Source organism: Clostridium cuniculi, from assembly GCF_004353185.1.
GTDB lineage: Bacteria > Bacillota > Clostridia > Clostridiales > Clostridiaceae > Clostridium > Clostridium cuniculi.
In genome coordinates this window covers 1-22,653 of sequence record NZ_SMUS01000019.1, presented here as the reverse complement: position 1 = coordinate 22,653, position 22,653 = coordinate 1, and the positions used below count along the sequence as shown (strand labels likewise).

At 27.3% G+C, this 22,653-nt stretch carries 21 protein-coding genes and 2 pseudogenes; 18 read left to right on the top strand and 5 right to left on the bottom strand.

Annotated elements, in window-relative coordinates:
• The first annotated feature begins 25 nt into the window (after positions 1-25).
• The 3 genes from EJJ37_RS10905 (at position 26) to EJJ37_RS10895 (ending at position 4,056) form a co-directional block, all read left to right on the top strand.
• A complete protein-coding gene (locus tag EJJ37_RS10905; protein WP_133015613.1) occupies positions 26-604 on the top strand; it encodes a TerD family protein in 579 nt (192 codons plus the stop codon).
• Between the two features lie 14 nt (positions 605-618).
• Entirely contained in the window at positions 619-1,248 is a 630-nt protein-coding gene (locus EJJ37_RS10900) for a TerD family protein (RefSeq protein ID WP_133015612.1), read from the top strand.
• 156 nt (positions 1,249-1,404) lie between these two features.
• Positions 1,405-4,056: a calcium-translocating P-type ATPase, PMCA-type gene (locus EJJ37_RS10895; protein WP_133015611.1), complete on the top strand. Its 2,652-nt coding sequence runs from the start codon at positions 1,405-1,407 to the stop codon at positions 4,054-4,056.
• A 58-nt stretch (positions 4,057-4,114) separates the two neighbouring features.
• Here the strand turns inward: EJJ37_RS10895 and EJJ37_RS10890 are convergent, their stop codons facing one another.
• From EJJ37_RS10890 to EJJ37_RS10880, 3 genes are all read right to left on the bottom strand, one after another.
• Positions 4,115-6,031 (bottom strand): ABC-F family ATP-binding cassette domain-containing protein, encoded by a 1,917-nt coding sequence (locus tag EJJ37_RS10890; protein ID WP_133015610.1) that lies wholly within the window; start codon positions 6,029-6,031, stop codon positions 4,115-4,117.
• A gap of 98 nt (positions 6,032-6,129) precedes the next feature.
• On the bottom strand, positions 6,130-6,747 hold the full coding sequence (locus EJJ37_RS10885) for a DUF4397 domain-containing protein (protein ID WP_133015609.1): 618 nt from the start codon (positions 6,745-6,747) through the stop codon (positions 6,130-6,132).
• A 9-nt stretch (positions 6,748-6,756) separates the two neighbouring features.
• Positions 6,757-7,464, bottom strand: a complete 708-nt coding sequence (locus EJJ37_RS10880) for a hypothetical protein (protein WP_133015608.1) — start codon at positions 7,462-7,464, stop codon at positions 6,757-6,759.
• Positions 7,465-7,631: 167 nt separating this feature from the next.
• On the opposite strand from EJJ37_RS10880, the gene EJJ37_RS10875 reads away from it, so the two are divergent.
• Positions 7,632-8,930: an aminotransferase class V-fold PLP-dependent enzyme gene (locus EJJ37_RS10875; RefSeq protein ID WP_133015607.1), complete on the top strand. Its 1,299-nt coding sequence runs from the start codon at positions 7,632-7,634 to the stop codon at positions 8,928-8,930.
• A 570-nt stretch (positions 8,931-9,500) separates the two neighbouring features.
• On the opposite strand, the gene EJJ37_RS10870 is transcribed toward EJJ37_RS10875, so the two are convergent.
• Positions 9,501-10,718, bottom strand: a complete 1,218-nt coding sequence (locus EJJ37_RS10870; RefSeq protein WP_133015606.1) for a 6-phosphofructokinase — start codon at positions 10,716-10,718, stop codon at positions 9,501-9,503.
• Positions 10,719-10,954: 236 nt separating this feature from the next.
• Between EJJ37_RS10870 and EJJ37_RS10865 the strand changes: the two genes are divergently transcribed.
• From EJJ37_RS10865 to EJJ37_RS10805, 14 genes and pseudogenes are all read left to right on the top strand, one after another.
• Positions 10,955-11,512 carry a manganese efflux pump MntP gene (locus EJJ37_RS10865; protein WP_133015605.1) on the top strand — a complete coding sequence of 186 codons (558 nt, stop codon included), beginning with the start codon at positions 10,955-10,957 and terminating at the stop codon, positions 11,510-11,512.
• Between the two features lie 208 nt (positions 11,513-11,720).
• Positions 11,721-11,861: pseudogene (locus EJJ37_RS10860) on the top strand (cation:dicarboxylate symporter family transporter); the annotation flags it as partial.
• Between the two features lie 213 nt (positions 11,862-12,074).
• A complete protein-coding gene (locus EJJ37_RS10855) occupies positions 12,075-13,673 on the top strand; it encodes an amidohydrolase (protein WP_133015603.1) in 1,599 nt (532 codons plus the stop codon).
• Positions 13,674-13,791: 118 nt separating this feature from the next.
• Positions 13,792-14,142 carry a hypothetical protein gene (locus EJJ37_RS10850; protein ID WP_133015602.1) on the top strand — a complete coding sequence of 117 codons (351 nt, stop codon included), beginning with the start codon at positions 13,792-13,794 and terminating at the stop codon, positions 14,140-14,142.
• A 146-nt stretch (positions 14,143-14,288) separates the two neighbouring features.
• Complete coding sequence (aat, locus tag EJJ37_RS10845) at positions 14,289-14,939, top strand: leucyl/phenylalanyl-tRNA--protein transferase (protein WP_133015601.1); 651 nt, start codon at positions 14,289-14,291, stop codon at positions 14,937-14,939.
• 151 nt (positions 14,940-15,090) lie between these two features.
• A complete protein-coding gene (locus EJJ37_RS10840; RefSeq protein ID WP_133015600.1) occupies positions 15,091-15,582 on the top strand; it encodes a DUF1648 domain-containing protein in 492 nt (163 codons plus the stop codon).
• Between the two features lie 118 nt (positions 15,583-15,700).
• Positions 15,701-16,324 carry an asparagine synthetase B family protein gene (locus EJJ37_RS10835; protein WP_338032268.1) on the top strand — a complete coding sequence of 208 codons (624 nt, stop codon included), beginning with the start codon at positions 15,701-15,703 and terminating at the stop codon, positions 16,322-16,324.
• Positions 16,325-16,467: 143 nt separating this feature from the next.
• On the top strand, positions 16,468-17,148 hold the full coding sequence (locus tag EJJ37_RS10830) for an ABC transporter ATP-binding protein (protein WP_133015598.1): 681 nt from the start codon (positions 16,468-16,470) through the stop codon (positions 17,146-17,148).
• On the top strand, positions 17,148-18,035 hold the full coding sequence (locus EJJ37_RS10825) for an ABC transporter permease (protein ID WP_133015597.1): 888 nt from the start codon (positions 17,148-17,150) through the stop codon (positions 18,033-18,035). The genes EJJ37_RS10830 and EJJ37_RS10825 overlap by 1 nt, the downstream gene beginning before the upstream one ends.
• Positions 18,036-18,047: 12 nt before the next feature.
• Positions 18,048-18,290 (top strand): annotated as a pseudogene (locus EJJ37_RS21140) (FtsX-like permease family protein); the annotation flags it as partial.
• Between the two features lie 174 nt (positions 18,291-18,464).
• Positions 18,465-19,643 carry an ABC transporter permease gene (locus tag EJJ37_RS10820; RefSeq protein WP_338032267.1) on the top strand — a complete coding sequence of 393 codons (1,179 nt, stop codon included), beginning with the start codon at positions 18,465-18,467 and terminating at the stop codon, positions 19,641-19,643.
• 101 nt (positions 19,644-19,744) lie between these two features.
• Entirely contained in the window at positions 19,745-20,449 is a 705-nt protein-coding gene (locus EJJ37_RS10815) for a response regulator transcription factor (RefSeq protein ID WP_133015595.1), read from the top strand.
• Between the two features lie 3 nt (positions 20,450-20,452).
• Entirely contained in the window at positions 20,453-21,700 is a 1,248-nt protein-coding gene (locus tag EJJ37_RS10810) for a sensor histidine kinase (protein WP_133015594.1), read from the top strand.
• 9 nt (positions 21,701-21,709) lie between these two features.
• Positions 21,710-21,979, top strand: coding sequence for a hypothetical protein (locus tag EJJ37_RS10805; protein ID WP_133015593.1), 270 nt, complete (start codon positions 21,710-21,712; stop codon positions 21,977-21,979).
• Between the two features lie 44 nt (positions 21,980-22,023).
• Here EJJ37_RS10805 and EJJ37_RS10800 read toward each other — a convergent pair whose 3' ends face one another.
• Positions 22,024-22,458 carry a hypothetical protein gene (locus EJJ37_RS10800; protein WP_133015592.1) on the bottom strand — a complete coding sequence of 145 codons (435 nt, stop codon included), beginning with the start codon at positions 22,456-22,458 and terminating at the stop codon, positions 22,024-22,026.
• Positions 22,459-22,653: the final 195 nt, after the last annotated feature.

Below are 22,653 nucleotides of genomic sequence, written 5' to 3'. Positions count from 1 at the left end.
ATATGAGATTTGGAGGAGAAAGAATATGGCAGGAGTTTTAAATTTACAAAAAAATGATATTTTAGATTTAAGAAAAGCAGAACCAGGGTTAAGGCATGTTATGTTAGGTGCTGGTTGGGATGTTGCTAAGAAGGGTTTTTTTAATTTAGGTGCTGATTATGATTTAGATTTAATAGCACTATTATTAGATAGTAATGACAAATTAATAAATAGAGGAGTAATATATTTCGGAAACTTAAAAGGTGATGGAATATACTTGCATGGAGATAATAGAACTGGCGCTGGTGATGGTGATGATGAAAAGATATCAGTTGATTTAGATAAATTATCACCAAAGTGTGATAAAGTTATATTTGCACTTAATATTTATGATGCAGTATCAAGAAAACAAAATTTCTCTAAGGTAAAAAATGCTTATATTAGAATATTAAATGAAGATAATGGCAATAAAGAAATATGTAGATATAATCTATCAGAAGATGGAGGAAATAATACAGCATTACTTTTTGCAGAATTGCAAAGAGTTAATGGAAGTTGGCAATTTAAGGCTAAAGGAGAATTATTACAAGCTACAGTTAAATCTTTAGCAGATATGTATAAATAGAGGAGGCAATTAATATGGGAATTAATTTAGGTTCAGGATTTGGAAATTTAACAGGAAATACAAATAATAGCGCATCAACAGGTGGAATTTTAAATTTAAATAAAAATGATATATTAGATTTAACAAAGAGAAATCCAGGATTAAAAAGAGTAATGCTTGGTGCAGGATGGGATATTTCAAACAATGGCTCAGATTTTGATTTAGACATAGCAGCATTTTTATTAGATGCTAATAATAAATTTAATACTGTTTCAAATGTAATATTCTTTAATAATAGAGCAGGTCAAGGAATTTCCTTAGCTGGTGACAATAGAACAGGCGCTGGTGAAGGTGATGATGAAACAATAAATATAGAATTAGATAAAATTGATTCAAACATAGCAAAAATAGTCTTTGTTGTTACAATTCACGAAGCAATGGCTAAGAGACAGACTTTTGGAATGATAAACAATTCATATGTTAGATTAGTAGACTTAGATCAAAATGGAAAAGAATTATGTAGATTTAATTTAAAGGAAAATGGATCGACTGCTACATCTGTAATATTTGCGGAACTTCACAGAAATGGATCTGAATGGCAATTTAAAGCTGTTGGAGAAGGAAAAATTGCTGATTTAAATGGCGTATTAGCTTTATATCAATAGTTAAGGAAGTACATGCAAAAGATAAAGTTACTTTTGCATGTATATTTTTTAAAAAAATTAACATTTCAATATTTCAAAAATATTGAAATAAATGATAATATAATATATATGATTATTATATTAAAATATGTAAATTTTATTTAAGGAGAGAATGGGATGATTAAAGGGCTTAATAAAAAGCAAGTAGACGAAAGTAGAAAGCTCTATGGGGATAATATAATCCATGAAGCAGAACCAGAAACGTTTTGGGACAAATTTAAGGGTGCATTTGATGATCCAATGATTAAGTTATTATTGGCAATTGCAGCAATTATGGCAGTAATGGCATTCATGGGATATGCTGAGTTTGGAGAATTAATTGGTATAGCAATATCTGTATTATTAGTAACAGGAATTTCAGCCAAGACAGAAATTGCAAGTGATAATGAGTATAGAAAGTTAAAAGACTCCACTAAAAAGGATGTATGCAAAGTATATAGAGATGGTAAGGTTGTTGAAATTGAAGTAAATGAACTTGTTGTGGGAGATATGGTAATACTTCAAAGTGGAGATAAAATTCCAGCTGATGGATATCTTTATCAAGGAGATTTAAGGGTAGATAATTCAGCTCTTAATGGTGAAGCAGAAGAGTGTAAAAAATTTGCAGTAGAAGATTCTAAGGCATATAAAGAAATTGCTATGACAGCAGATGTAACTGGAGATACTTTTGTTGATGCTCACTCTTTATTTAGAGGTGCAGTAGTATTCAATGGTGAAGGGGTTATGGAAGTTACTAAAGTTGGTATGAAGACTATGATGGGTGCTATGGCTGCAGATATGGCTGATGATGAAGTAGCAAGTCCATTAAAAGTTAAACTTACTAAACTTGCAGAGCAAATTTCTATGTTTGGATATATTGGTTCAGTTGTTATTGCATTAGCATTATTAGGACATAAGGTAATAGTAGCTGGTGGGTTTGCAGAGTATTTCTCAATTGGTGGTGTATTAATATTTAAAGACGTATTAGAAGCAATTATGTTAGCTGTTGTTATTGTTGTTATGGCAGTTCCAGAAGGATTGCCGCTTATGATTGCAATTGTTCTTATGAGAAATACTTCTAAGATGTTACAAAATAATGTCCTTGTTAGAAAGCCAATTGGTATTGAAACAGCAGGTTCATTAAATATATTATTTTCAGATAAAACAGGGACAATCACTAAGGGGCAGTTAGAAGTTGTTGAATTCTTTGATGGAAATTTAAAAGATACTTATAAAGATGGATCTAAAGTAAAAGAAATGATGAAGCTTTGTATTGGTAAAAATACAGGAGCAATGTTTGATGCAAATGGTAAAGTTGTTGGAGGAAATGCTACTGATAAAGCATTACTTGATTTTTTAACACAAAAAGAGATGTCAAAATTAACAGATATAGTTGTTGAAAAATCACAAGGATTTAATTCTGCTAATAAATATTCAGCAAGTCAATTAAGTGGAAAAACAGTATATAAGGGTGCTCCAGAAAGATTACTTGCAAAGGCTACAAAAATGTTAGATGAAAGCGGAAATGTAGTTGATATAAATAAGAATAAAATTAATAAAAAGATAGATGAATTAGCAGTAAGAGCTATGAGAGTTTTATCATTTGCTTATAGTGAAAGTGGATTAGTAGAAGATACTCTTCCTGATGATTTAGTTATTGTTGGATTTGTTGGAATTCGTGATGATGTAAGAATGGAAGCTAAACAAGCTATTGAGGAAGTTCAAAATGCAGGTGTTCAAGTTGTAATGATAACTGGTGATAGAAAAGAAACAGCAGTTGCAATTGCAAAGGAAGCTGGATTATTAAAATCAGATAAAGATGTTGCATTAACTTCAGAAGAATTAAATAAAATGTCTGATGAAGAAGTGAAGGCTATTATACCTAAGTTAAGAGTAATAGCTAGAGCATTACCAACAGATAAATCAAGGATGGTAAGACTTGCTCAAGAGTTAAATCTTGTATGTGGTATGACTGGTGATGGTGTTAATGATGCTCCTGCATTAAAGAGAGCTGATGTTGGATTTGCAATGGGTAGTGGTACAGATGTAGCTAAAGAGGCAGGTTCAATAGTAATATTAGATGATAACTTTAAATCAATTGAAAATGCTATTTTATATGGTAGAACAATTTATAATAATATTTTAAAGTTCATAAAATTCCAATTAACTATAAATGTTGGAGCTGTTGCTGTATGTGCTATTGCACCATTCTTTGGAATTGAAGAACCTTTAAAAATTACTCATATACTTTGGATTAATTTAGTTATGGATGGTCTTGGAGCATTAGCTTTAGGTTCTGAACCAGCCCTTAAGAAATATATGCTTGAAAAGCCTAAATCAAGAACTCAAAGTATAGTTTCTGGTAAGATGATGAATCAAATTATTTTTGCAGGGGCATGGGTAACTGTATTAAGCTTTATATTCTTGAAAGCTCCATATTTTGTAGAAATGTTTACTAATACAGAAGAGCATATGACAGCATATTTCTCAATGTTTGTACTTTGTGCAGTGTTTAATGGATTTAATGTAAGAAGTGAAAATGCTAATATATTTGAACATATAAATGAAAATATGAGTTTCTTAAAAGTAATGGGAATAATAATAGTAGTTCAAGTGGTGTTAACAATTATTGGTGGAGAAATGTTTAGTTGTACACCAATCTCTATAAATCATTGGTTAGTTATAATACTTATGGCAATTACAATTATTCCAGTAGATATGATAAGAAAAGCTATAGTAAATACTTTTAGTAAAGAAAAAGTTAAACAAAATGTAGCAGAAACTGCATAGAAAAAGATGTTAATATAAAAAAGTCAGTCTAGGACTGACTTTTTTATTTAGTCATTAATTAAACTAAGCTTTCCCATTCTTCATAAAGTTGAGAAATAGTATCCTCTAGTTTTTTTATTTCACCATTAACTCTCTGACTTTCAGAAGGATTAGAATAAACAGATTCTAAACAAAGTTGTTCTTGTAAATTAGTTAATTCATCTTCTTTTTCAGCAATTGTTTTTTCAAGATTTTTAATTTTAAGTTGAAGAGCTTTAGCTTCTTTTTCAGCTTCACGCTTTTTCTTCTTTTCATCTTTAAGCTGAGTTTTAGTTTTTCCATTAGCTAATTCTTCATAATCCTCAAAACGTGTAGGGTTAAGTTTTTTTTCTTGATAGTAACTGTAATTTCCAAGATATTCAGCAACACCATCTTCTTTAAGCTCAAGTATACGTCCAATTACTTTATTTAAGAAATATCTATCATGAGATATAACCATTAAAGTTCCATCATATTCTAATATAGCATCTTCTAAAGCTTCTCTAGAGATAATATCAAGATGGTTAGTAGGCTCATCTAGTAGAAGTAAGTTAGATTTAGAAAGCATAAGTTTCAATAGATTTATTCTACATTTCTCACCACCACTTAAGGTATTTATAATTTTAAATACATCATCACCAGTAAATAAGAAAGATGCTAGATAACTTCTAAGCTTAGAAGTTGTTAAGTTAGGAAATTCATCCCAAACTTCATCTAATATTGTTTTATCTAAATTTAAATCTGATTGTTCTTGATCATAATATCCAACATTTACGTTAGTACCTAATACTTTAATACCTCTATCAGCTTCAACTTTATCCATTATTATTTTGAAAAGAGTAGTTTTACCTCTACCATTTTCACCAATTAAAGCAACCTTTTCACCACGTTTTAAATCAATATTTAAATTTGTGAATAATGTTTTTTCACCATAAGATTTAGCCATATCTTCTATATGTAAAACGTCATACCCACTTTTTATAGAAGCTTCAAATTTGATTTTTGAGCCTTCTTTTTCGTGTGTTGGAGCTTCAATTCTTTCCATTTTGTCTAATGCTTTTTCTCTACTTTCAGCAGCTCTTATACTTTTTTCTCTATTAAATGAGCGGAATTTTTCAATAATTGCTTCTTGTCTTTTAATTTCGGCTTGCTGAAGATTATAAGCCTTAAGCTTTGCTTCATAGTTCTTTTTTCGAAGGTCTATAAATTTAGAATAAGGAACGTTATAGCACTCAACTTTTCCGCCAATAACTTCAAAAGTACTAGTTGTTACTGAATCTAAGAAGAATCTATCGTGAGATATTACTAAAACAGTTCCTTTATAATTCTTCATATAATCTTCTAGCCAACTAATTGCTTCTAAATCTAAGTGGTTAGTAGGTTCATCAAGTAAAATAATATCCGGCTTACGTAGTAATAATTTACATAATGCAACTCTTGTTTTTTGTCCACCACTTAAAGTATTTATAGATTTATAAAAATCATCCTCAGTAAAACCAAGCCCCTTTAATACTCTCGATATTTCACCTTTATAGACATAACCGCCTTTATGTGAATATATATCTTGAAGAGTAGTATAATCTTTTATTAGCTTGTCATGATATGAAGCATTATTTTCATCGTAAGGTTCATTCATTTTTATTTCTAAAGATGAAAGTCTTTCTTCAATATTTAGTAGTTCCTCAAATACAGAAAGAGCTTCTTCATAAATATTTTTATCAGAATCTAATGCTAAATTTTGCGATAAATAACCTAAAGTTTTATTTTTATCTATAAATATTTCACCAGAATCTTGAGAGATTTCTTTAGTTATTATTTTAAAAAGTGTTGATTTTCCTTCACCGTTAGCACCAATAATTCCGACCTTATCACCATCATTAATTGAAAATGTAATATCTTTAAGGACGTCGCGAATTCCATAACTTTTGCATATATCTTTACAACTTAGTATTATCATAATTTCCTCCATTTAGACGAAGTTTTCCTTATAATTATACTATTATAGTAAATCTATATCAAATTAAAAAAGGAGATGTTTTTCAACAACTCCTTTTTTTAGATTGCATCCTCAACAAAGAGATATCCAAGTGGTGGTTTATCGTTAAATAGACCTATAATATAAATAGTATAGAATACACCACCATCTAATGTAATATTCTTAATATATTTTGTAGTAATCTGAGAAGATCCCAAAAGTACTTCAAAATTATATATTCCAGCTGATAATTGATAATATCCTGTAGTTTCTAAATATTCAGCTTCATTAAATAGGGTAACTACATTAGGCAAGGCTAGGCTAAGCAAAGGTGCATTTGAAGATAAATTAATAAATCTTAAAAATGCTTGAGATTTAGTTACAGGAACATTATCATCTTTTAATCTAAATAGAAATAAATTATTAGCTAATGTAACTATTGAAACTGTATAATTAGCATTGGCTATTAATTGAACAGTTTGAGTTAATAGTGGTTTATCATAAGTTCCAGCTTTGAATAGTTGAAACTCATATTCACCAGGTGATAACACAGTATATTTAGATATTTTTCCAAAGGCTAAGTTACTTGTTAAAATATAACCATTTAGATAAACATCTACATTTGGAGCTTTAGGTACTGCATGAAGAATTCTCACACTGGTCTTAACCCGAGGGAGTGATTTTGAAAATTGTTCCATATAGGGCACCTACCTTTTACAGTTATCAAGAGAGATTTTTATTATTTTCTTTATTAATAATTTAGCAATAGGATAAGGAATTCTATAGGCTTTCATAGTAGCCAATATTCCTGGATTATCTTTTTCTATTAATGCAAATACTTCATCAACCTCATCCTTAGTACAATTATTTTTTCTAGGTTCAGAGGAAGAAAAATCTAATGATATATCAAAACTTCTTAAAATATCAAGAATATTAACAGAATCATCTAAATATCTTTCATTAACTTTTGGTTCGTTATATGAATAAAGAAAGCTGTCATCTTGTTCGGTTGGATATTCTAAGTCAATATTAGTGTTATTATAATTATTAGGATTCATATAGTTGTTGTTATTATTGTTATTATTGTAATCATTAGTATTAGTTGTATTATTACTATTTTTATTCAAAGATGTGTTTGAATCCAAAGTTGGTATATTCTTAGGATAAGGTGTAAGTGGAGCTAATTCAGTTATTGGATTTGTAGTTAATGGTACTGGTGTTGGATTAATATTTAAATTTGGAAAACCTAATGATATAGTACCTAAAGTTTTAGTCACAGAAATTCCATCTATATTAAATTGTAATGGAAATTTTGTACTATTAGGTGCTAAAGATGAGTCAATATTTAAAGGAATAAAATTTAAATCATCATCATTATTATTATATTTTTCAATATTACTTTTTTTTGAACTCATTAATACCCTCCAAGTAATAATTTATTAATAATATATGTATTTTAAACACATATGTTACTTTATAGAATATGACTATAATGAGAGGTATATTACAAGTGAATAATATAATATGCTTAAATAATCACAATAGATAAGTTAAGGAATATATTATAGTGGAGGGGATTATTATGCATAAAGAAAATATAGATAATTTAAGAAAACTATTTATAGGGTTGGATAAAAAGGTTAATGTAGAGGGAAAAGGAAGATTGATTCCTATAAATTTTGATAATGCAGCTACCACTCCGCCTTTTAAAAGAGTTATGAAAATGATATTAGAAACTAGTGAGTATTATGGATCAATTGCAAGGGGAGACGGTAAAAAATCTCAATACTGTAGTGATTTATATGAAAATTCTAGAAAATATATATTAGAATATTTTAATGCACCAGAAGAAATATATACAGCAATTTTTGTTGGAAATACTACTGATGGATTAAATAAGTTATCTAATATTTTAATTGAAGATAAGAATGATATAGTTATTACTACTAGAATGGAACATCATTCAAATGATTTACCTTGGAGAAATAAGTGTAATTTAAAACATGTTGAGGTAGATAAAGATGGAAGAGTTATAGTAGAAGAGATAGAGATGTTATTAGATAAGTACCAAGAAAGAGTTAAATATGTTACTGTAACAGGAGCATCAAATGTTACTGGTTACGTAAATGATATAAGAAGAATAGCAAGAGCTGCCCATAAATATGGAGCTAAAATAATTGTTGATGGCGCTCAATTAATTCCACATAAAAAAATATCTATGATACAAGAAGATATTAATGAAAATATAGATTTTTTGGTGTTCTCTGGTCATAAAGTATATGCACCTTTTGGAAGTGGAGTTATTATTGGCTTAAGAGAAATATTTAATGAAAAAGAACCATCTTCAAAAGGAGGAGGAACTGTTCAAATTGTACTTGATGATCGCCAATTATGGTTAGATACACCAGAGAGAAATGAAGCAGGAACACCTAATCTTTTTGGAGCTGTATCAATAGCTGAAGCTCTTAGAGAGATGGATAAAATAGGATTCAAAACTATTGAAAGTAATGAGAAAGAATTACTTTCATATTTAATTAAAGAGTTAAAGCAATTTGAAAAGGTAATTTTATATGGAGATAATGAAAATATAAATGATAGATTAGGAATTTTAGTATTTAATATTGATGGAATGACTTATGAAGAGGTGGGGGAAGCACTTGCGAATATAAGAGGAATAGGGGTTAGAGAAGGGGGATTTTGTGCACATCCATATACAAGAAGAATTCTTGGAATAGCAGATAGTGATTTGCAAAGATATATGAGTGAGGTTGGAATCCCAGGATTAGTTAGAGTAAGCTTAGGCGCATATAACAGTAAAAAAGAAGCAAATATTTTTTTAGATACAATTGAATATATTTGTAGACGCTACGCTAAATACTAAATTGTTGGTTATAGCTTGAATGCCGTGATGACGAAAATTAATGATATTATCTCCAGGAATTGTGTAATTTGCGTTAAGAATTTATATTATTTTCTCCGGAAAAAGGTCTAAAGCTTCGAAAGTCACTTTGTTCCCTCAGCTTCTTAACGCTCCTTTTCCTACAAAAATAATTAAATTCTAAAACTTAATTACAATATTCCTTGCAATAATATCATTAATTTTTCTTTATCACTTGCTTCTAAGCTAAAAGATACAATTTTATGCGTACCACATTAAGAAATAATTTATAGCACAAATCATTAACTATAAAGTAGCGTCCTATAAGAAAACACATGTAAAAAGAAAAAATGAAATATTAATTTGGAGGTATAATTGAAATTAAGCCGTAGAATTTAACAATTTATGGAGTAAAGTTGGCGTTAAGAAGTTTTTACTGTTTGAGCGAATAGCGAGTTTAAAAACTTTAGTCAACTTTACGGAATAAATTATATAAATTCTAGGTGAAAATTTCACGATTACCGGAAAATAAATATTTCATTTTTTCGATTCCATGTGGTGCGCGATATTATTCTATTTATTGAAAACTTTAAATGATGGCATTGGTGAAGCTGAAATTATATCTGGAATTTCAGAAATTAAAGGAGCTAAGTATTCTAAAGCTTCTTCTTTTAGATTATTTCCAGATTCATTTATCCATTCAGTTGGGAAGTACTTAACGTTATTAGCAATCTTATCAGCTTCGATTAAGAAGTAAGAAGATTTATAAGGTGCATTATTTTCTCTTTTTATTCCAATCATATAGCCAGATTTACCAAGGCTAGCTTGTCTTAAAGCTTCATATCCAACTTCATAAGCTTCTTCTAAATCTATATTAGAAGCACAGTGCATAGCACATCTTTGAAGAACTCCAAGTTCTAAAGATTTAACTCTATTAGTTATACCAGAAGAGATTATTAAATTCTTTAAGTAAGCACCAACACCGCCTAATTGCGCATGGCCAAATTTATCGTGAGCTTGAGCATGAGCTTCTGCAACAAATTTTCCTTCGGCAGTTCTTATTCCTTCGGAAACAACTATGTACACTTGATTTTGTTCTTCAAATTTATTTTTTACATCACATAAAAATTTATCTACATCAAAAGCAGCTTCAGGTAAATAAATAAAATCTGCTACTTGTTTTCCGTTTAATTTAGCTAATGCAGCAGAGGCAGCTAGCCATCCAGTATCACGGCCCATAGTTTCTAAAATGAATATTCCATTGTTTATGTATACAGATGAATCAAGATAAGTTTCAAGTACACTTGTTGCAATAAATTTAGCTGCACTACCAAAACCAGGTGTATGATCAGTGTACATTAAATCATTATCTATGGTTTTAGGTATACCTATAAACTTAACATCTATTCCAGTTTCTTTTGCATAAGCACTTAGTTTAGCAGTAGTATCCATAGAGTCATTACCACCAACATAAAAGAAAGCCTTAATATCATTAGCTTTTAAGATTTCAAGTAGTCTATCATATTCCTCAGTTGATTCTTCAAGTTTTTTCATTTTATATCTACAAGAACCTAAACCTGATGAAGGTGTATATCTAAATCTGTTTATGTCATCTTGAGAAAATGATGAAAGTTCTATTATATTACCGTTTAAAATTCCTTCAATTCCATTTAAACCTGCATAAACTTTATCAAAAATCCCTAAAGTGTTATTTGCTTCAACTAATCCAACAACGCTTGAGTTTATAACTGCTGTAGGACCTCCAGATTGTGCTATGATACAATTTGCCATTAAAATACGCTCCTTTAAAGTTCAAATTAATTAAGATTTATAATTTTAAATATACATTAATTCCTAGAAGATAGACATTAATGTGATATACTATTTCTTTAAATTTCAAATACAATATATACTATACAACAAAATAGTATTAAATAAAAGATGTAAAAAATAAAATTTACAATATGAATCATAGGTTGATAAAATTAATAATAAAATTATACAAATAATGTAAAAAAGGGGGAAGTATGAATTTAAAAGATTTAATTATAGTTGGTATTGCGTTAGCTATGGATGCTGTTGGAGTAACTGTAAGTATTGGGGTAAATCCCAAAGTTATACGTAGGAATAAAATAGCTTTTATTATGTCTTTTGCAATATTTCAGTTTTTATTCTTTTTTTTAGGTGGAATAGGAGGTCATTTATTTGAAAAATATATAACTACTATTCCTAATATGGTTGGAGGTATTGCTATAGCTATAGTAGGTATATTAATGATAAAGGAAGGAGTTGAAGATACAGAAGAGGATGAAACCTTATTATTGAAGAAAGAAATGGTGTTAATACTTGGAGTATCTGTTAGTATTGATGCTTTTGTTGTAGGCTTTACAGGATTTAATTACATAAGTAATGCTTTAATGATGATAGGGGATTGTTCTATTGTTGGGCTTATAACTTTAGTATTATGTACATTTACATTTTATTTATGTAGATATATAAGAAAGATAGGATTTATATCAAAATATGCAAGTTTTTTTGGGGGAATAACATTAATTATCTTTGCAATAAAAATGATTTTCTTCTAAAAAATTATTTGATTAAATATATACTAATGAAAATTAGTGTTATTAAAGATTTTTTAAATTGATTTGACAATAATAAAAAATTTAGTTATAGTGAATTTAATAAAAGGACAAGTGTTTCTTGAAGAAAGACAATAAAAAGAAAATCCTTTTAAATTAATAATAAAAATATGATTCTAGCAACATGACTGCCGTAGAAACTTAATATTAAGCAGCAACAATTTCAATGTGTAAAAAAATTAATGAAGTTAATGAGAAAGTTTTAGATTTCGTTGTACCTTTAGGAACAACAAGACATTTAGCAGGTGATACTATTACTTTAGTTCTTACTTCTATGGCAGTTATGTATATGAATGATTAAACTACTACTTTTGAATAATAATATTAGTTATTTATGAACAGTTAAAAAAAATTTGAGTAATAAGTATACCTTTGAAGTAATTGGTGTACTTATTACTTTTTTATTTTACACATATTATTAATAATGTATTAACAGGATATAAATTTTAAAAAATATGTGTATAATTTAAAATTATAAATTTATTTATTATAGGAGAGATAAGTTATGAGTTATGAAAAGTTATATATTAATGGAGATATATTGACTCTTGAAGATAATGAATTATACGTAGATGCATTGTTGGTTAAGGGTAGAAAAATACAAAAAGTAGGAACCAAGGAGGAGTGTGAGGCTTTTGCTAGTGATAAAGTAGAAGTTGTAGATTTGAAAGGAAAAACTTTAATGCCATCTTTCATAGATACACATAGTCATTTTTCAGGTTATGCAATTACCTTAACACAAGTAGATTTATCTGAAGCTACAAATTTTGAACAAATTAAAGAATATATACAAAGTTTTATTAAAAAGAATAACATATCTCCTGGAGAGTGGATTCAAGCCGATGGATATGATCATAATTTTTTAGTTGAAAAGGAACACCCAAATTTAGAGTTGTTAAATGAAGCGGCACCTAATAATCCGCTTGTATGTAAGCATAAATCAGGACATATGGGAGTATTTAATTCATTAGGTTTAGAGAAGTTAGGAATAACAATTGAAACACCAAATTTTGAAGGGGGAATAATAGCTAAAAAAGATGGAAAGCTTACAGGATATTTAGAAGAAAGTGCATATATATATTATATAAAAAAATTACCTATGGTTTCTAATAAAGAATTTATGGAAAGCTTAATTAAAGCACAACAAGGATATGCTAGTTATGGAGTAACAACAGTTCAAGATGGATTTGTTGCAGAGGAATTAGCACCCGTATTTCAATATTTAATTCAAACAGATATATTAAATATTGATTTAATTGGATTTATAGATATTACTAATGCAAAAGAATTAAAAGAAAAGTTTAATTGTTGCTTAAAGGAATATAAAAATCATATAAAAATTGGAGGATATAAAACATTTTTAGATGGTTCACCACAAGGTCGTACAGCATGGATGCGTACACCATATTTAGGTGAAGAAAAAGATTATTATGCATATGGAACACAAAGGGATGAACAATTACAGGCTAATTTAGAATTAGCATTAAAAGATAATATGCAGATTTTAGTTCATTGTAATGGTGATGCTGCATGTGAGCAGTATATAAATCAATACGAAAAAATAAAGAAAAAATATGAAATAGAAAATGATATAAGACCAGTTATTATACATGCCCAATTATTAGATAGAGATCAATTAAATAGAGTTAAAAATCTTAATATGATTCCATCATTCTTTGTAGCCCATGTATATTATTGGGGAGATATACATATTCAAAACTATGGTTTTGAAAGAGCTAGTAGAATAAGTTTAGCAAAAGATGCACTAGACAAAGGGATAATATTTACTTTCCATCAAGATTCTCCAGTTATTAAACCAAATATGTTAGAGACAATATGGTGTGCGGTTAATAGAAAAACTAAAGATGGTATTTTGTTAGGTAAAGATGAAAGAATAAGTCCAATGGAAGCATTAAAAGCTGTTACAAAAAATGCTGCATATCAATACTTTGAAGAAAATATAAAAGGAACATTAAAAGAAGGTAAGTTAGCAGACTTGGTTATTTTGGATAAAAATATATTAAAGGTTAAGCCAAGTGAAATCAAAGATATAAAAGTTGTTGAAACTATAAAGGAAGGAAAGACTATATTTAAGAGAAGTTAGTACAATGAAAGTAAAATAAATCCTTTTTATAATAAAGAATATATTTAAGGGGATAAAGAAAGAATATAAATAGATTTAAGTATGTTCTAAATTTTTTATAGAAAGGGTTTGAAAGCTAATGATAAAAAGATTAAGTGTTTCAATTATAGTTATTATGTTTTTAATAACATCAACAACAATAGCAGATGCTAGTGTCATAAGCTCTAAGAATCAACCTCCAAAGGCTGATATTTATAAGGAGGGTATATACCATTTTTCTCAAAGCTCTGGGAATAAGATGACTTTACAATTAGAAACTCCTAATGAACCTATGATTTTGATGGTTATAGAAAATGAGAGTAGAGCTTTAAAGTATTATGTAGAGTTTACTAAAGATTCACCTAAAATTGAAATAACATTAACAAAACCAATATCAGAGCATACTACAGCAATTTTAGGAAAGGGTGAACTTGCATTTACTTATGAATAAATATTTTAATAGAAATTAAAATTAAAATGAAGTTATTTCTAATTACTATTAGTAAATTTAGAAATGACTTCATTTTTTAATCTTCCATAGAGTTTAGTATTGTGATAATTTAAGAGTATTAAATATTTGATGAAAGGGATGATACTATGCCTATATATCAATTGACAGATGAAATAATGTTTCCAAATCCGGAGTTATCAGAAGAAGATGGGTTGTTAGCCATAGGTGGAGATTTAAGATGGGAAAGGCTTTTGTTAGCTTATTGTAATGGAATATTTCCTTGGTATAGTGATGATGAGCCAATATTGTGGTGGTGTCCAAAGCCTAGGTTTATTATAAAACCAAATGAAGTAAAAATATCAAAATCAATGAAAAGAGTTTTTAATAAAGGTGAATTTAAGGTTACTTTTAATAGTGATTTTGAAGGTGTAATAAGTAAGTGTAAAGAGCTTAGAGAAAATAAAGAGGGTACATGGATTACTGATGATATGAAACAAGCTTATATAAATTTATTTAACAAAGGATTTGCTTTAAGTGTTGAGGTATATAAAGGGGATAAGCTTGTAGGAGGACTTTATGGAGTTAATATAGGAAGATGTTTCTTTGGTGAAAGTATGTTTTCTACAGAGCCAAATGCATCTAAGGTTGCTTTAATAAGTATTTGCAAAAGGCTTGAAGAAGAAAATTATTTATTTTTAGATTGTCAAATGCATACTAATCATTTAGAAAGTATGGGTGGAAAATTTGTAAGTTGGGAAGAGTTTAAGATTATGTTGAAGCAAGGAATTGTTTTATAAAATTTATTAGAAATATTGAGGATAAGCAGGTTGAGAAATAATATCTTAGCTTGCTTATTTATTTTAGAAAATATATATACAAACAACTTTCTTTTGTATATAAATAAGTACTATAATAATAGTAAATATAATATTTATGGGGTGAGTAATAATGGGGAAGTGGAAAAGTACAGGGCAATATGCCAAAATGAATAAGTGTCTTGATATAATAGGAATAATTTTAGTTATGGCTTTAATAATTACAACTTTTATGTATTGGGGAAAGGCACCTGATATAGTACCAACTCACTTTAATTTTAAGGGTGAAATTGATGCTTATGGTTCTAAAAATACATTATTTATATTACTGCCTATAGTAATAATAATTTATATAGGACTTGCAATATTATCTAAGTATCCTCAAGTATGTAATTATTGTATTGAAATAACTCCTAAAAATAAGGAAAAACAATATTCAATGGCATCAACATTTATTAGGACTATTAATGTTGAAATGTTGTTTATATTTTTTTATATTCAAATGAGTACAGCTATATCAATGAATAATGGGAAGAGTTTATCAATAGGATTTTTACCAATAGCTTTATTTATATTATTCGGAAGTGTTGGATTTTATATTTATAAATCAGTAAAATTTAAATAGTAAAAAGGTGAAGTAATTTAAAATTGCTTCACCTTTTTTTGGTTAAAAGTTTTATTAATTGATTCTTAAGATAACATCAATAATTCCTAAAGTTAGTTAAATAAAAAAATTTTAACGTATAATATTAACATCTTATATTAATTATGGGGGAAAATGTTTGGATAAGCTAAGAGGTATGTTTGCATTTGTTATATATGATGAAGTAAAAGATATAGTGTTTGGTGCTAGAGATCATTTTGGAATCAAGCCTTTATATTATGTAAATAATGATGAGTTCATAGCTTTTTCATCTGAATATAAATCTTTAGTAACCTTAATTAGTAAAGTAAATGTAGATAATTATGCATTGCAAAATTATTTATCATTTCAATATACACCAAACTATAATACCGTTATTAATGAAATTAAGGAAGTTCCAAATGGAACATATTTTACAATAAAAAATGGGGATATAGAATTTAAGAAATATCATAAATTAAAATTTAGTAATAAAGATGTAATGGCAGAAAATATTTATGATATTATAAATGATTCTGTAAAGCATCATATGATAGCAAATGTTGAAGTTGGAACTTTTCTTTCAGGAGGAATAGATTCTACGATTATTACAGCATTAGCAGCAAAAATTAATCTTAAAATTAAGTCTTTTTCTATTGGGTTTGATGTTGAAGGAAAATCGATAGAAGAATTAGAGGATTATAATGATTCTAATAGAAGTGATAGTAAGTGCAAATTAGCATAAGTTATATAAGTGAAGTAGAAAAGTAAATTTACTTCACTTTTATTATTTTTAATATTAATAAATTGTAATAATTGAATTTATAGTAATGTAATATTTAGATTTTATACTATAGTTATAGTAAGAAATGAAGGGGAGATTACATTATGGCACTTATAGAAGTAAAGAACTTAAGTAAGATATATGGTAGCGGAGAAGCAGAGGTTAAAGCTTTAAAAAATATAAATTTAAATATAGAACAAGGTGAGTTTGTAGCAATAGTTGGACCATCTGGATCAGGAAAAAGTACATTATTACATTTACTTGGTGGAGTAGATAAACCAAGTTCAGGAGAAGTGATAATAAAAGGGGAAAGTATTTATAAATTAAAGGAAAAAGAATTATCAATTTTAAGAAGAAGAAAGTTAGGGTTTGTATTTCAATTTTTTAACTTGATACCAGTTTTAACTGCAGAAGAAAATATTGAAATGCCAGTACTTTTAGATAATGGCAAGATAGATAAAAATTATATGAATGAACTTTTAAAATTATTAGGATTAGAAGAAAGAAGAAATCATCATCCATCAGAGTTATCAGGAGGACAACAGCAAAGGGTTTCTATAGGAAGAGCTTTAGCTAATAAACCATCAATTATTTTAGCTGATGAACCTACAGGAAATCTTGATTCTAAAAATTCAAAGGAAGTATTAGAGCTTTTGAAATACTGTGCTAAAAAGTATAATCAAACATTAATTTTAATTACACATGATATTAATATAGCAAAATCTGCAGATAGAGTTATTACTATTGAAGATGGACAAATAACTACTGATGAGGTGATTAAATAATGAAAAGCTATAGTGATATTACTTTAAAATATTTAAAGGAAAATAAGAAGAGAACTTTGTTTACTATTATAGGGATTATACTTTCATTATCTCTTATTAGTGGAGTTGGATTTTTAGGATTAAGTGTTAGAGATTTATTATATGATAATGCTATTAAAAATAGTGGAGATTATGAATTTGGATTTTGGAATGTTGATAAAAAAGTAATTTCTATATTAAGAAACGATGTTGATTTAGATAAAGTTGGAGTTATTACAAATGCAGATAGTGGATCCTATAAATTAGGGGGATTTGAAGATTGCACTATTTATATTACAAGTGAGGATGAAGTTTGTTTAAAAGATATATTTAAAACAGAGTTAACCGAAGGAAGATTACCTGAGAATGGTAGTGAACTGATAATATCTGATGAAGCTAAAGAATATTTGAAATTAGAGCTAAATGATAAGGTAACTTTAAATGAGATAAATTATAAAAATGAGAAGGAAATAAAAGTTGGTGTAAAAGAATTTACAATTGTAGGCTTTACAAAAGAAAGTTTTCCATCAGATGGAACATGGTTAAATGGAATAACTTTTTTGGAAAAAATAGAAAATAATAAAACTTACAATATAAAATTTACAGTTAAAGATAATAAAAATAAGTATCAAACTGTTGTAAGTAAGGCAAATAGATTAAATATAGAAGAGCAACTAATTGATTCTAATAATGATTTATTAGCTTTAAGAGGTCAATCAGAATATAAAGGTATTAATGATGTAATTAAAGGAATATCTATTTTTGTAATAATAATCATTATGATTACAACTATATTTTTAATTTATAATACAATAAATATTTCAATAACAGAAAGAATGGCTGAGTTTGGAATATTAAGAAGTATTTGAGCAACTCCAAAGCAGATAAGAAATTTAGTTATTAAAGAATCTTTAATATTATGTTTAATATCCATACCTTTTGGAGTACTATCAGGATTTATAGGGGTATGGATTACTGTAAAATTACTCGAAAGTAATATAAGTATGATGTTTAATGATAGCATTTTAACAGTTAAGTTTTATCCAAGTATAATATTATTTACTTTAATAATAGGGGTAATAACAATTTTTATAGCTTCTTTTGGACCAGCAAGAAAAGCAGGAAAGGTATCGCCAATAAGTATAATAAAAGGTAGTAGTGGCGGAAGTATAAAATATTATAATGGGAAGATTGTTAGAAAAATATTTGGTGTTGAAGGATGGGTTGCATATAAGAATATAAGAAAAAACTCAAAGAGATTTATAGTTACAATTCTTTCATTAAGTATATCTCTAATAATGTTTATATTATTTACAACATTAAATATGAAGAGATTAGATGAACTTGCTTATATCAATAAAAGTAGCTTAACTCATGGTAATATATATTTGAGAAAAGATATAGTAAATGAGGTGTCAGATAAGATTAAAAATATAAATGGAATAGATGAAGTATATATTCAGCCATATTTATGGCTAGAATATTTAGCGCTAGATCCAGCTTTGATAACAGATGAATTTAAAAGTAGTTATGGATATGAAAGTGATGAGTTTTTGAATAATATTACAATTTTAGGCTATGATGATAACTCATTAAAAGAATTAGGAGTAGAAAATGGATTAAAAGATGGTGAAGTAATAATAATAAATAGTTTTGCTAGATATAATGAAGATGGAAAATTAGAAAATATTAATATAAGTAATCTAGAAGAGGATGATACTTTTAAGATTCCAGTAAGTAATTTTTCAACTTTAGAAGAAAATTTTTTAGATTTACTAATAGAAGATTTAAATAATGATAATTGTATAGAGTTTAAGGTTAAGAAGATTCTTGATAAGAATCCCTTTCAATCAGATTATAATTATGATTTTAAAATAATTATGAGTAAGGATTTTCTTGAAAAGATAAATACTAGTGAATATATTAGATATGAATTAAAATTTAAGTATACTAATATAAATGATGAGAAATTAACAGAATCAGCATCAAATGAAATACAAAGCATTGAAGAGGATTATAAATTAACTTTGAATGATTTAAATGCAGATAATAAGATGCAACAACAAATGTGGACAGTTATAAATGTGTTTGTTTATGGATTTATTGTAATTATAAGCTTAATTGGAATAGTTAATGTTGTTAATACAATTTCACTTAATATACTTCTTAAGAAAAAAGAGTTTGGTACTTTAGGAACTATAGGAATGAGCGAAAGGCAATTAAGCAAGATGGTAATACTAGAAGGTATGCTTCATGGTATTATAGCATCTATAATTGGTGGAATTATATCTTTAGGATTAGTATTAATAGCAGTTAAAATAATTAATTTTGGACTTACAGTATCGAATAAAATATATTGGCAGCCATTTGTAATAGGATTTGCAATTAATTTATTAGTAGTTCTTATAGCTTCATTGATACCATTAAATAAGCTTAAGAAAATGAGTTTAGTAGAAACTATAAGAAATATTGAGTAATAATATATTTATAAAATATTAAGAGTAGTTTATAATATTAATAAAAAATGGGAGCAGATAAATTTCTGCTCCTATTTTAGGGTAAAAGGGGGAATTTAGAGATGATAAAAATATTATTTATAGAGGATGATTTACCATTAGCATTAGGAGTGGAATATACATTAAAACAAGAAGGCTTTGATGTAGTTCATGCTAAGAATTTAAGTGAAGCTAGGGAGCAATATAAAAATAATGAATTTAACATAATATTATTAGATGTAATGCTACCAGATGGAACAGGATATGAACTTTGCAAAGAAATAAGAAAAAATAGTGAAATACCTATAATATTTATGACTGCATGTGATGAAGAAGGAAATGTAGTTATGGGATTAGATATGGGTGGAGATGATTATATAACTAAGCCAATAAGAGTTAAAGAATTAGTCTCTAGAATAAATGCAGTTTTAAGGAGAAGAGGAGTAGCACCTAAAAAAGAAGAAAATAGTAATAAAATTATAAGTGGAGATATAACTGTTGAATTACTAAAATATAAAGTTTATAAAAATGGAGAGGTTATTGATCTTACAACTATTGAATATAAACTGTTATTACTTTTAATAAAGAATAATGGAAATGTATTAGAAAGAAATTTATTATTAGAAAGGCTATGGGATACTGATGGTAATTTTGTTGATGGAAATGCATTAACAGTTTATATAAAGAGATTAAGGGAAAAAGTTGAAGATGATATAAAAAATCCTATATATATAGAAACAGTAAGGGGAATAGGATATAGATGGGCTAAAGAAGCTAAGGAGGTATAATCTGTGAGATTGTTTAAAAATAAGGAAGCAAAACTTATTGTAATAACTAGCTTTATAACCTTTTTAGTATTTTTAGTAGTTTTTATTTTTGTAACATATAGTTGGTTTAATGATATAAATAAAAAATATATTAATCAAAATATAGCTTTAGTTGCTGCAATAATTGAAAATAATCCTGAACTTGAAGAAGAAATAGTTCCAATAATAACTAAAGGAAATATAAATAAATACTATTCATCAGAAAATAATATTTTAGATAAATATTATTATAATGAGAATTTAAACTCAATAAAAAATCCAATTCTTAAAGATAGTTATAGTAATTTCAAGTTAACTATAATATTATTGTGGGGAGTATTTTTTTTAGTAGTTATAGTATTGATTTTTAAAATTATTTCACCAATATTTAATAATATAAAAAAGTTAGGCGAAAGAGCAGATGAAATGGTTGAGGGAAATTTTAATTCTAACGAGATTAAGTTTGAAGAAGGAGATTTTTATGTGTTTTATAATAAGTTTACTCATATGGGAGAAAGGCTTGAAAGTGCATTAAAAGATCTACAAGATGAAAAGATAAACTTAAAGAATATAATAAATGATATATCACATCAGTTAAAAACGCCACTTTCAGCTTTAATAGCTTATAATGATATATTAAAAAATCATGAAAATATGGATGTTGAAACGAAAAGTAAATTTATAGAGATGACTTCTGAGCAGTTAGATAGAATGGATTGGCTTATAACAACGCTACTTAAATATGCAAGAATAGAAAGTAATGCAGTAAGTTATAATAAAGAAATGATACCACTTAGTGAAAGTATAGGATATGCTATAGCACCATTAAAGTTAAGTGCAGATAATAAAAATCAAAATATAGAACTAGATATTAATAGTGAAGGATATTATTTTCATGATAAAAAATGGATTGCCGAAAGTTTAAGTAATATAATAAAAAATGCTATAGAACATACTGATATTAATGGGAAAATTAAAATTACACTTAAAGAAACACCTATGTCTATTAGCATTACAATAAGTGATAATGGTGAAGGAATTGAAAAAACTGAGCTTAAAAATATATTTAAGAGATTTTATAAGGGTAAAAACTCTATAAATCCTAAAAGTATAGGAATTGGATTATCATTAAGTAAAAAGATAATAGAGGCACATGGTGGCAGTATAACTGCAGAAAGTGATCTTGGAAAAGGAACAAGTTTTAATATAATATTCTTGAAAGTAATAATATAAGGAGAAAAAATGATAAAAGATAAAATTGAAGAATTAATAGAAAGTTTTGATACATTAGTGGAGTTAGGAGTAGTTTTTCACTATGGTAGTGATGAGATAGAACAAGGAGAGATTACTAAAATTGAGTTTACTGAAGATGATACTGTTAGAATGGAATTAGACGAATGTACTGAGGTTGAAGTTGATTTACAAGATTTTATAGAAAATCACTCAAAGGAAGGAAATAACTATCATACTTGGAATGTAAGCAGACAGTTTGATAATTTATTAGAGTCTTAGTAACAAAATGCGCATCGATAAAACGATGCGCATATTTTAATTTGCTATTCAGATGTAATATTTTCTTCTGTTTCTATAGCAGAGGTTTCATCTTTAATCTTAACTGATGTCATATGCCAGCGTCCCTTATCATCTTCGGTAAAAGTTCCTATTAAATATGTTTTTTTATAAGGTTTTTCATAGGCAAAACCATATGCCTCAATTTCGATTGTATTATCAATTTTTGATATTACAGACATAGATTCCACCTCTATTAATCTAAGAGATTTATCTTTCCAATGAGTAAAATAATAATCAACTGAATAAATAAAATTAGAACATCTATAAGATACATACATATTTTTTATGGAGGTTCCTATAATAAATAATGTTAACAATAGAATACTTATTACAATAATTTTTCTATTTCTTTGTATTTTCTTTTTTTTATGATTTATTTTAAGTAAATTTTGCTTTTTTACTGCAGAAACAGTGTTCATACGTTAACCTCCACAAAGAAATCTTTAAGGAAACTCCTACTCTCTTTGTTGTAGGAGTACAGTAAAGTGTACCTTCAACTTACCAAATTGAAACTTGGAGTTTCAGGCAAGTTCCATTAGATAAATAAAAAAATTAGAAACTCACTTATAATTATATATTACCATATTATGTAAATAAGTAAAGAAAATATTGTA